7 protein-coding genes are annotated in these 12,316 nt (G+C 62.9%); 6 read left to right on the forward strand and 1 reads right to left on the reverse strand.

Annotated elements, in window-relative coordinates:
* Positions 1 to 59 precede the first annotated feature (59 nt).
* The 6 genes from glgB to bglA all read left to right on the forward strand — a co-directional run bounded on the left by glgB (position 60) and on the right by bglA (position 10,518).
* A complete protein-coding gene (gene glgB / locus NKJ08_RS15125) occupies positions 60 to 2,276 on the forward strand; it encodes a 1,4-alpha-glucan branching protein GlgB (RefSeq protein ID WP_352776847.1) in 2,217 nt (738 codons plus the stop codon).
* A 36-nt stretch (positions 2,277 to 2,312) separates the two neighbouring features.
* Entirely contained in the window at positions 2,313 to 3,578 is a 1,266-nt protein-coding gene (gene glgC, locus NKJ08_RS15130) for a glucose-1-phosphate adenylyltransferase (RefSeq protein WP_352525595.1), read from the forward strand.
* 3 nt (positions 3,579 to 3,581) lie between these two features.
* Complete coding sequence (gene glgA, locus NKJ08_RS15135; RefSeq protein WP_352782202.1) at positions 3,582 to 5,027, forward strand: glycogen synthase GlgA; 1,446 nt, start codon at positions 3,582 to 3,584, stop codon at positions 5,025 to 5,027.
* Positions 5,028 to 5,030: 3 nt separating this feature from the next.
* A complete protein-coding gene (locus NKJ08_RS15140; protein ID WP_352776845.1) occupies positions 5,031 to 6,659 on the forward strand; it encodes an alpha-D-glucose phosphate-specific phosphoglucomutase in 1,629 nt (542 codons plus the stop codon).
* 234 nt (positions 6,660 to 6,893) lie between these two features.
* Positions 6,894 to 8,900, forward strand: a complete 2,007-nt coding sequence (gene glgX, locus NKJ08_RS15145) for a glycogen debranching protein GlgX (RefSeq protein ID WP_352776844.1) — start codon at positions 6,894 to 6,896, stop codon at positions 8,898 to 8,900.
* On the forward strand, positions 8,890 to 10,518 hold the full coding sequence (gene bglA, locus NKJ08_RS15150) for a beta-galactosidase BglA (RefSeq protein WP_352782204.1): 1,629 nt from the start codon (positions 8,890 to 8,892) through the stop codon (positions 10,516 to 10,518). The genes glgX and bglA overlap by 11 nt, the downstream gene beginning before the upstream one ends.
* 12 nt (positions 10,519 to 10,530) lie before the next feature.
* Here the strand turns inward: bglA and NKJ08_RS15155 are convergent, their stop codons facing one another.
* A complete protein-coding gene (locus tag NKJ08_RS15155) occupies positions 10,531 to 12,315 on the reverse strand; it encodes a pilus assembly protein TadG-related protein (protein ID WP_352782206.1) in 1,785 nt (594 codons plus the stop codon).
* Between the last annotated feature and the right edge of the window lies 1 nt (position 12,316).

Here is a 12,316-nt window from a genome sequence, read left to right on the forward strand (position 1 = left end):
GTCGAATTAAAAACTCCACTAGAAACATACACTTGGTGCCCGGGGAGGGTCACTGCCTGATGAGCAAGCCGCGCGCGACCGTTGCGACAAGCGGGCCGGATGGACTGGCGCCAGCCGGCGATGTCGCGGCGATTGTCGCCGGCACGCATGGCGACCCGTTTGCCGTGCTCGGGGTGCATGAGGCGGAGAAGGGCTTTGTCGCCCGCTGCTTCGTCCCTCATGCAGAGTCCGTCACCGCCTATACGCTGACCGGCAAGAAGGCTGGCGAGCTGTCGAGGCGCGACGATCGCGGTTTCTTCGAAGGCAGACTGTCGCTGCGCAAACGCCAGCCGCTGCGCTATCACGCCAGGAATGCCGGCGCTGACTGGTGGCTGACCGATCCCTATTCTTTCGGTCCCGTACTCGGCCCGCTGGACGACTATTACATCGCCGAAGGGTCGCATCTCAGGCTGTTCGACAAGCTCGGCGCCCATCTCATCGATCATGAGGGTGCGTCCGGCGTGCATTTCGCCGTGTGGGCGCCCAATGCAAGGCGCGTCTCGGTGGTCGGCGACTTCAACGAGTGGGACGGCCGCCGGCACACCATGCGCGACCGTCGCGATACCGGCATTTGGGAGCTGTTCATTCCCGACATCGGCGCTGGCCGCCCTTATAAATACGAGATCATCGGGCCGGATGGCGTGAGATTGCCGCTCAAGGCCGATCCGTTCGCCTTCAAGTCCGAACTGCGCCCGGCCACCGCTTCAGTGACGGCGCTGCCGCCGGCGCATGAATGGGGTGACGAGGCGCACCGGAACTACTGGCGCAATGCCGACCTTAGGCGCGAAGCCGTATCGATCTACGAGGTCCACGCCGGCTCATGGCGGCTTCACGACGATGGCAGCTTCCTGTCATGGGACGAACTCGCTGACCGGCTGATCCCCTATGTCGTCGAGACGGGTTTTACCCACATCGAATTCATGCCGATCTCCGAACACCCTTATGACCCGTCCTGGGGCTACCAAACGACGGGTCTTTATGCGCCGAGCGCCCGCTTTGGCGATCCGGACGGTTTTGCCCGCTTCGTCGACGGCGCCCATCGTGCCGGCATCGGCGTTATCCTCGACTGGGTGCCTGCGCATTTCCCGGTTGACGAACACGGGCTGGCAAAGTTCGACGGCACCGCGCTCTATGAGCATGCCGATCCGCGCAAAGGCTTCCATCCCGACTGGAACACCGCGATCTACAATTTCGGCCGTCGCGAAGTGGTTTCGTTCCTTGTCAACAATGCGCTGTTCTGGGCCGAAAAATACCACATCGATGGTCTGCGCGTCGACGCGGTCGCCTCGATGCTTTATCTCGATTATTCGCGCAAGGCGGGCGAATGGATACCCAACGAGAAGGGCGGGCGCGAGAATCTCGAGGCGGTCAGTTTCCTCCAGCGTATGAACAAGGAGGTCTACGGCCACCATCCCGGCGTGATGACGATCGCCGAGGAATCGACCTCGTGGCCGAAAGTCTCGCAGCCGGTGCATGAAGGCGGACTGGGCTTCGGCTTCAAGTGGAACATGGGCTTCATGCACGACACTTTGGAGTATTTCTCCAAGGAGCCGATCTTCCGCAAGCATCACCACAACGACATCACCTTCGGCCTGGTCTACGCCTTCAGCGAGAATTTCGTGCTGCCGCTGTCCCATGACGAGGTCGTGCACGGCAAGGGCACGCTGCTTAACAAGATGGCCGGCGACGACTGGCAGAAATTCGCGACGCTGCGCGCCTATTACGCCTTCATGTGGGGCTATCCCGGCAAGAAGCTGTTGTTCATGGGCCAGGAGTTCGCGCAGCGCCGCGAGTGGAGCGAGGCGCGCGCGCTCGACTGGAACCTGCTCGATTTCCGGCTCCACCGTGGCGTCTGGCAGACGGTGCGCGACCTCAACTATCTCTACCGCTCGCGCCCGGCGCTGCATGCCCGCGACTGCGAGCCGGAGGGCTTTTCCTGGCTGATCGTCGATGACAGCGCGAATTCGGTGTTTGCCTGGCTGCGCAGCGCGCCGGGCGGCAATCCGGTCGCCGTCATTTCCAACTTCACGCCGGTGCCGCGCGACAATTACCGCGTGCCGTTGCCGCAGCCCGGAAAATGGCGCGAGATCATCAACACCGATGCCACGGACTATGGCGGTTCCGGCAAGGGCAACAGCGGCGCCGTCGAGGCCCAGGCGGAAGCGGGAGGAGGCATTTCGGCGACGATGCTTTTGCCGCCGCTGTCGACGATCATGCTCGAATTCGTCCCGGACTGAGCTATGTCCTTGAACGAATAATGTGGGAGGATAAGAATGGCTGAAATAAAACGAACCCAGCCGCTGGCACGCGACGCCATGGCTTATGTGCTGGCCGGCGGCCGCGGCAGCCGGCTCAAGGAACTGACCGACCGCCGCGCCAAGCCGGCGGTCTATTTCGGCGGCAAGACGCGCATCATCGATTTCGCGCTGTCCAACGCGCTCAATTCCGGTATCCGCCGCCTCGGCGTCGCCACCCAGTACAAGGCGCATTCGCTGATCCGCCATTTGCAGCGCGGCTGGAACTTCCTGCGGCCCGAGCGCAACGAGAGCTTCGACATCCTGCCGGCCAGCCAACGCGTCTCGGAAACGCAATGGTATGAGGGCACCGCCGATGCCGTCTACCAGAACATCGACATCATCGAGGCCTACGGGCCGGAATACATGGTCATCCTTGCCGGCGACCACATCTACAAGATGGACTACGAGCTGATGCTTCGCCAGCATGTCGAGGCTGGCGCCGATGTCACCGTCGGCTGCCTCGAAGTGCCGCGCATGGAAGCCACCGGCTTCGGCGTCATGCATGTCGACACCAAGGACACCATCATCTCCTTCATCGAAAAGCCCGCCGATCCGCCCGGCATTCCCGACAAACCGGATTTTGCGCTGGCCTCGATGGGCATCTATGTGTTCAAGACCAAGTTCCTGATGGAGCAATTGCGTCGCGATGCGGCGGAGCCCGGCTCGAGCCGCGACTTCGGCAAGGATATCATCCCCTACATCGTCGAGCACGGAAAGGCGATCGCCCATCGTTTCGCCAAATCCTGCGTGCGCTCGACCGCCGAGAACGAGGCCTATTGGCGCGACGTCGGCACGGTCGACGCCTATTGGGAAGCCAATATCGACCTGACCGACATCACGCCGGAACTCGACCTCTACGACCGCGACTGGCCGATCTGGACGTATGCCGAATTGAAGCCGCCGGCAAAGTTCGTCCATGACGAGGATGGCCGCCGCGGGTCGGCCGTCTCGTCCCTCGTCTCGGGCGATTGCATCGTCTCGGGCGCTTCGCTGAAGCGAAGCCTGATCTTCACCGGCGCGCGCATCAATTCCTATTCGACGCTGGAGGAGGTCGTCATGCTGCCCGACGTTCATGTCGGCCGCAACGCCAGGCTGAAGCGCGTGGTCATCGATCACGGCGTCAGGATTCCGGAGGGGCTGGTGGTCGGCGAGGATCCCGTCCTCGACGCCAAGCGTTTCCGCGTTTCGGAAAAAGGCATCTGCCTGGTCACGCAGGACATGGTCAACAGGCTGGGATCGTAGTGCATGCAGGTTCTGTCGGTGACGCCCGAGATCTTTCCGCTGGTCAAGACCGGCGGGCTCGCCGACGTAACCGGCGCCTTGCCCGTGGCACTGGCCGGCAACGGCGTCGCCATGCGCACGCTCGTCCCCGGCTATCCCCAGGTGATGGACGCCTTCAGGAAAAAGAAGGCGGTTCAACAATATCCGCTGCTGCACGGCGGCAAAGCTTCGGTGCATGCCGTCCAGATCGCCGGGCTCGACCTGTTCGTGCTCGACGCGCCGCATCTTTTCGACCGTCCCGGCGGCCCATACGGCAATGCGACCGGCGCCGACTGGCCGGACAATTGGCGGCGGTTCGCGGCGTTGAGCCGGGTCGGCGGCGACATCGCCGGCGGCGCTATCTCGGGCTACCTGCCCGATATCGTCCATGCCCATGACTGGCAGTCGGCGATGACGCTCGCCTACATGCGCTACGGCAAGGCGATCGGCACGCCGTCGATGATCACCGTGCACAACCTCGCCTTCCAGGGCCAGTTCGGCGCCGGCATCTTTGGCGAGCTTGGCCTGCCGGCGGCGGCGATGGCGCTCGACGGCGTCGAATATTATGGCGGCGTCGGCTTCCTCAAGGCCGGCCTGCAGGCCGCCTGGGCGATCACCACGGTCAGCCCGACCTATGCGCAGGAAATCCGCTTGCCCGAATTCGGCATGGGCCTCGACGGGCTGATCAACATGCGCTCCGTCGATCTCCATGGCATCGTCAACGGCATCGATACCGAGATCTGGAACCCGGAAACTGACAAGCATCTGGTTTCCAACTACACAGCAAAGACGCTCAAGGCGCGGATGCCCAACAAGGCCGCGGTCGAGGATCGCTTCAACCTCGATCGCGACGACAGCCCGATCGTTTGCGTCGTCAGCCGGCTGACCTGGCAAAAGGGCATGGACATATTGGCGGCGGCCGTCGACGGTATCGTCGCGGCAGGTGCGCGGCTGGCAATCCTCGGGTCCGGCGATGCCGGTCTCGAAGGCGCATTGCTTGCAGCCGCAGCCCGCCATCGCGGCCGCATCGGCGTCGTCGTCGGCTATGACGAGGGGCTCTCACACACCATGCAGGGCGGCTGCGACGCCATTATCATCCCGTCGCGCTTCGAACCCTGCGGGCTGACGCAGCTTTACGGGCTGCGCTATGGCTGCGTGCCGGTCGTCGCGCGCACCGGCGGCCTTGCCGACACGGTCATCGATGCCAACGAAGCCGCCATCTCGGCCGGCGTGGCGACCGGCTTCCAGTTTGCGCCGGCCAATGCCGGCGCCCTGCTGCATGCCATCCGCCGCCTTGTCGAGGCGCATGCCAACCCCACGGTCTGGACGTCGATGCAGCGGCAAGGCATGAAGGCCGATGTGTCGTGGGACAAAAGCGCCGAAAAATATGTCGAACTTTATCGCTTGCTGCTTTCGAAAAGGGCTGCCTGACGCATGATCCGCACTGTCGCTACCAAACCCTATACCGACCAGAAGCCCGGCACCTCCGGGTTGCGCAAGAAAGTCCCGGTGTTCCAGCAGGAGCACTATGCCGAGAACTTCATCCAGTCGATCTTCGACGCGCTGGAAGGGTTCGAGGGCAAAACCCTGGTGATCGGCGGCGACGGCCGCTTCTATAACCGCGAGGTCATCCAGAAGGCCATCGCCATGGCCGCGGCAAACGGCTTCGGCAAGGTGATGGTCGGGCAGGGCGGTATATTGTCGACGCCTGCCGCTTCGCACGTCATCCGCAAATACAAGACCTTCGGCGGCATCATCCTGTCGGCCAGCCACAATCCGGGCGGCCCGCATGAGGATTTCGGCATCAAATACAATGCCGGCAATGGCGGCCCGGCGCCGGAAAAGCTGACCGACACGATCTTCGAAAAAACCAAGGTGATTTCCAGCTTCAAGATCGCCGATATAAACACGGTCGATATCGATACGATCGGCACGGTGAAGGCGGGTGACATGACCGTCGAGATCATCGATCCGGTCGCCGACTATGCCGAACTGATGGAAAGCCTGTTCGATTTCGACGCCTTGCGGCTTCTGTTCAAATCAGGCTTCCGCATGCGCTTCGATGCCATGCATGCGGTGACCGGTCCCTATGCCAAGGAGATCCTCGAAAACCGGCTCGGTGCGCCCAACGGCACCGCCCGTAATTTCATCCCGCTGCCGGATTTCGGCGGCCACCATCCCGATCCCAATCTGGTCCACGCAAAACACCTCTATGACGAGATGATGGGACCGGACGCGCCCGATTTCGGCGCCGCCTCCGACGGCGACGGCGACCGCAACCTGATCATCGGCAAGGGCATTTTCATCACCCCATCGGATTCAGTGGCCATGCTCGCCGCCAATGCCCATCTGGCGCCGGGCTACAAGGCGGGGCTGAAAGGCATCGCCCGCTCGATGCCGACCAGCGGTGCCGCCGACCGGGTCGCCGAAAAACTCGGCATCGGCATCTATGAAACGCCGACCGGCTGGAAGTTCTTCGGCAATTTGCTCGATGCCGGCATGGCGACGATCTGCGGCGAGGAAAGTGCAGGCACCGGCTCCAACCATGTCCGCGAAAAGGACGGCCTGTGGGCCTTGCTTTTGTGGCTCAACATCCTTGCCGTGCGCGGCGAAAGCGCTAAGCAGATCGTCACCCAGCATTGGGCGGCCTACGGCCGCAATTACTATTCAAGACACGACTACGAGGAAGTCGAGACCGATCGCGCCAATGCGCTGGTCGACGAACTGGGCGCCAAGCTGGGCTCGCTGCCTGGCACCAGCGTGCGCGGCATGACGATCGCCAGCGCCGACGATTTCGCTTATCACGATCCGGTCGACGGCTCGGTCAGCAAGAACCAGGGCATCAGAGTATTGTTCGAAGGCGGCTCGCGCGTCGTCTTCCGCCTGTCCGGCACCGGCACCTCGGGCGCGACGCTGCGCCTTTATGTCGAGCGCTACGAGCCGGACAAGAGCCGTCACGATCTCGACACCCAGGAGGCGCTTGCCGATCTGATTGCGGCGGCGGACGACATTGCCGGGATTCGCAGCCATACCGGCCGCGCCAAGCCGAGCGTGATTACGTGAGCCTATCCGCGTTGCCGATCGGAGGGCTGGTTTCCTGGCGCAGAAGCTTGACAGGTCGGATGTGCTTGCGCTGACGGATCGCACGCCTTGGAAATCGGCCAAAACGCCCATCGCTTCGTCATCCTGGGGTCTGCGCGACGGAGCTTCGCTCCTGCTTCGCCCAGGGATGACGAAGTTGGGAAGGCCTCGGCCAATCCCGAACCTTTGCGATGCTCCACAACAAGGTTGGCGCGCGTGAGCCAGCTCGGCGCAACCATCACCAAAGAAGGCATTCGCTTCGCCGCATGGTCCTCGTCGGCTCGGCGCATCTGGGTCTCGATTTTCGACGAGCGAGGCAACCGCGAGATCGACCGGCTTGAGCTCCAGCCCGAAGGCGAGGGCGTGCATACGCTCTTTGTTGCCGGTCTCGCCGCCGGCACCCGATACGGGTTCCGTGCCGACGGCGACTACGCGCCGGAACAGGGTTTCTGGTTCGATCCCGACAAGCTGCTGGCCGATCCCTATGCCGTCGAGATCGACAGCCCCTACAGATATGACAGCCGGCTGGCCGCGCGCCGGAGCGAGGGGGCCGACACCGCGCCGCTGATGCCGAAGGCGATTGCCGGCGCCTTGCCGGAACCCTTGGCCGCCTTGCCGCCTCTGTTTCGGCCCGGCGGCCTCATCTACGAGGTGCCGGTGCGCGCCTTCACAAAACTGCATCCGGACATTCCCGAGAAGCAACGCGGCACCATTGCAGCCCTCGCTCATCCCCTTGTTATCGAGCATCTGCAAAAACTCGGTGTCGCAGCCGTCGAGTTGATGCCGGTGACTGCATCGATCGACGAACGGCATTTGCCGCCGCTCGGGCTGCGCAATGCCTGGGGTTATAATCCCGTGACCTTCATGGCGCTCGATCCACGACTGGCGCCCGGCGGTCTGGCCGAGTTGCGCGGAACGGTCGTCGCGCTGCGCGACGCCGGCATCGGCACCATCCTCGACCTGGTGTTCAACCACACTGGCGAAAGCGACCGGTTTGGGCCGACGCTGTCGCTGCGCGGGCTCGACAACCGCGCCTACTACCGGCACGCGCTGGACGGCACGCTGGTCAATGAAACCGGAACCGGCAATACGGTCGCCTGCAGCCATCCGGTCGTCCGGGAAATGGTCCTCGACACGCTTCGCCATTTTGTCCAGCACGCCGGCGTCGACGGATTCCGCTTTGATCTGGCGACGATCCTTGGCCGTGTCGACGGCGTTTTTGACCCCGATGCGCCGCTGCTGAACGCCATTCGGAACGACCCTGTTCATGGCGACCGGGTGCTGATCGCCGAGCCTTGGGACATCGGACCGGATGGCTATCAGCTTGGCAATTTTCCATGGCCCTTCCTCGAATGGAACGATAAATACCGTGACGATATCCGCCGCTTCTGGCGCGGCGACAGCGGCATGATCGGTGCGCTGGCGACCCGGCTGGCGGGGTCGTCCGAGGTCTTTGCCAGGGCAGGCCAGGCGACCAGCCGCAGCGTCAACTTCATCGCCGCGCATGACGGCATGACGCTGGCCGATATAGTTGCCTATGAGCACAAGCACAACGCGGCCAATGGCGAACAGAACCGCGATGGCCACGACAACAACCTGTCCTGGAACAATGGCGTCGAGGGCGAGACCAACGACCGGGAGATCGATACGGCCCGTTTCGATGACCGGTGCGCGGTGCTGGCGACGCTTTTTGCCTCGCGCGGCACGATCATGCTGACGGCGGGCGACGAATTCGGCCGCACCCAGCGCGGCAACAACAACGCCTACGCGCAGGACAATGACATCACCTGGCTCGACTGGGCCGGGCGCGATCAGGCGCTCGAGCAGTACACGGTTCTGCTTGCCGCTATGCGTCGTGCCGCGCCGGCGCTTTTGGACACAAGCTTCCTGACCGGAGAGCCGCCTGCGGGCTCGGAAATGCCAGACGTCGCCTGGCTGGCGGAAACCGGCGTGCCGCTCGACGAGGCAGCCTGGCATGACGCTAGGCGGCATCGGCTGGTCATGGTTCTCGGTGGCGATGAGGACAGTCGCCTTGCGGTGATCATCAATGGCGACCGCCGGGCCTGCATGTTCACGCTGCCGGAACGGGCGGGTTTTCATTGGCGCCCAGCCATCGAAACGGATAGTGGCGATATCTCACGGCCGGTGTCGGGGCGAACGGTCATATTCATGATCGAACGCAGCGCCGCGCAGGCGGGCGCAGGGGAGAGCCATGATGGCTGACAATGCCGAATGGTGGCGCGGCTGCGTCATCTACCAGATCTATCCGCGCTCCTTCCAGGACACGACAGGCCACGGCAGCGGCGATCTCAGCGGCATCACCTCGAGGCTGGCCCATGTCGCATCGCTCGGTGTCGACGCAGTTTGGCTGTCGCCTTTCTTCAAGTCGCCCATGGCCGACATGGGCTACGACGTTTCGGATTACTGCGCCGTCGATCCGATGTTCGGCGCATCAGAGGATTTCGACGCGCTGGTTGCCGAGGCGCACCGGCTCGGCCTGAAGGTGATCATCGACCAGGTCTTGTCGCATTCGTCGGATCGGCACGAATGGTTCGTCGAGAGCCGCGCCAGCCGCGACAACCCCAAGGCCGACTGGTACGTCTGGGCCGATGCGAAGCCCGACGGTAGCGCGCCCAACAACTGGCTGTCGCTTTTCGGCGGTCCTGCCTGGGAATGGGATGCGAGCCGCAGGCAGTATTACATGCACAATTTCCTTGCCTCGCAGCCGGACCTGAATTTCCACAATCCGGAGGTGCAGGACGCCTTGCTGGAAACGGTACGGTTCTGGCTCGAACGCGGCGTCGACGGGTTTCGGCTGGATACGGTCAACTACTATGTCCATGACCGCTGGCTGCGCAGCAACCCGCCTTTGGCGGAAAGCGTCGCCGGCACCAATACGGCAACCAGCACCTATCTCTATCAGGAGCATCTGTTCGACAAGAGCCAGCCGGAAAACCTGGCTTTCCTCAGGCGATTCCGGGCGTTGCTTGACGAATATGAAGGCCGCGCCGCCGTCGGCGAGATTGGTGACGAAAGCCGTTCGTTACAGACGCTCGCTGCCTACACCGGCGGTGGCGACAAGCTCCAAATGTCCTACACGTTCGACCTGCTTGGCCCGCAATTCTCCGCGGCGCATATGCGCGGCTGTGTCGAGGCCTTCGAGAGTACGGTGTTCGACGGCTGGGTTTGCTGGGCGTTCTCCAACCACGATGTCGTGCGCCATGTGAGCCGCTGGACAAGGCCGGGCAGCGATCCGGACAGGGTGGCGAAATTCTCGATTGTGCTGCTTTCTTGCCTGCGCGGATCGATCTGCCTCTACCAGGGCGAGGAACTCGGGCTGGACGAGGTCGAACTGGCGTTTGAGGATTTGCGGGATCCTTTCGGCATCCGCTTCTGGCCGGGGATCAAGGGGCGGGATGGATGCCGCACGCCGATGGTCTGGGAGGCTGGCGCCGACAATGCCGGCTTTTCAACCGGCAAGCCGTGGCTCCCAATCGCGGCAAGCCATCGCGCCCGCGCGGTCGACGTCCAGGCCGGCGTGCAAACCTCCGTCCTGGCGAGCTACCGGGCGATGCTGGCCTTGCGCAAGCAGCATCCGGCGCTGGTTCGAGGCTCGATCCGGTTTTTCGATGCCGAGGGCGACGTCCTTGCCTTCATTCGAGAAGGCGGTGACGAAAAGCTGCTCTGCGTCTTCAATTTTGCCGACGAGCCGGCCAGCTGGCCATTGCCGCAGGATCTGGATGCGATAGAGCCGATAGATCTTGGCGGTACTGCCGGCGTCTTGCAGGAAAGAACTCTGTCGCTGCCGCCGCTCGGCTGCTTCCTCGGTCGGATCGGCTGACCTCTATTGATCTTATTGAACGAGTACGGAGCGCCCGCAAGTCGCACCGACAACCCGCACATCGGCCTCGCCGACATGCACGCCAAGCGCCGCAAGCACGTTATAGACCAGTGCGTCGACTGGCGCCGTCACGCCGTTCAGAAGCGTTACCACCGCCGGCTTAACTGTTCCGAGCAGCGCGGTCACGTCCAGCCCGAGGCCCAGCGCATTGACCGAGAGCGACAACCCGCTGACCAGTGACGTGGTAAGCGATTGCGTCAGGTTCTTTGTGGCAACAGTTTTTATCGTCTTGTTGGCGATATCGGTGCTGTCGAAGGTCAATGTGGTCGGGTCGTTGTTGGTAATAGCAAGTGATGAAGAACCCTTCACATCGAGCAGATTGAGGGTGAGCAGCAGAAGCTTCACGCTTACCTGTGCAATCGTGGCATCGGAGAACGATTGCGGGTTGCTGAAATCGGCGAAGGCGGATGAGCTGTTGTCGGCGTCGCTGGCGGCAAGGTGCAGCGAGGCCACGCCGGGCTGCGCGGCAATGGAAACCTTCAGGCTTTCTGGCCGGCCCGTCGGGCAGCTGATGTCGGTCAGCTTGGCTTCCGCATAGGCCACTTCGGCATGCAGCGGCAGGTTGACCGACAGCAGACTGACGCCGCCGCCGAGATTGGAACTGCCGATACCGACGGTGGCGACCAGCTTGATTCGTGTCTGGGCGGTGCGCACCACGGTGCCCTTTTCACCGACCGCCAGCCAGGGCGAGTATTGCATGGGTTCGCCGATGGCGATGGCAAGCGTGGTGGAGGTAAGCCCCGGAATGGTGGCACCGAGATTGACCTGGACCTGGTTTGAGCCATTGGCCAGCGCAGCGGCGGCGCCGAGCATGCCCATCGCGCTTGCGTCGACGGAAAAGCCGGCCGGCTTTTGCCCAAGCCCGAGGCTGCCAATCGAACCAAGATCGACAAGATGATTGAGCGGTATCTTGACCGTGTTGGTGGCCCTCGACGCGATCGTCTGCAGCACAAGTTTGCTCGAACTGCCTGACCCAGAAGCGTTGGCCATCGCGGTCGCGATCTGGCCTGCCGTTGCTTTCGAGGCTAGCACGTCGGAATAGGTGACGCCGGTCAGTTGCAACTGCACCGCAAGGGCATCGATGAACGAAAGCACGTTGACGTCGGCCGAAATCAGCGCGTTGTAATCCATAACGGAGAGCGAGATGTTGCCGCCTAGCAGCCCACTGAGAAGCGCGTTGAGAATGCCGCCATTGACGCTGAGAAGCCTGGACCCAACCGAGAACATGGCTTGCGGGGTGATACTGGCGGTGGCTTCGGTGCCGACGACCGGTGTGGGGATGAGCGAGCTGGCGAAGTACCGGGCGGGGATTTTGCGCAGAGTGACGCGAACGGCGTTGTAAGGCGTTTTGCCGGCTTCGAAGCGCTTATCGACGCCAACCGAGGACGCCGCTGAATATCGGCCGCCGGTGACCGATATGACGGTTTTTCCAAGCGTAGGAACGATTGTCTGACCCGGCTTTTGAACAATGATGCCGGGCATCCGGTTGTCACTGAGCGTGGTTACCGCCGCGGCTTCCATATTGTTGATGTTCGACGCCGCGGTGATCGCCGCCAGATCGGTCATCGCCTGGGCTTCCCTGCGCTCCGTGTAGATCGAACCTTCGTCGACAGCGAAGGCCGCCAGCCCCAGCGCGAACGGTGCTATCAGCGCCGTCATGACGGCAAAGTTCGCCTTCACGTCGCCAAGCATCGAGCGCCCGATCCGGCCGATGCTGCTCAGCAAGAAGTGCGACATT

Origin of the sequence: Mesorhizobium sp. M0244 (assembly GCF_040321795.1) — a bacterium.
In the GTDB taxonomy this organism is placed as follows: Bacteria; Pseudomonadota; Alphaproteobacteria; order Rhizobiales; family Rhizobiaceae; genus Mesorhizobium.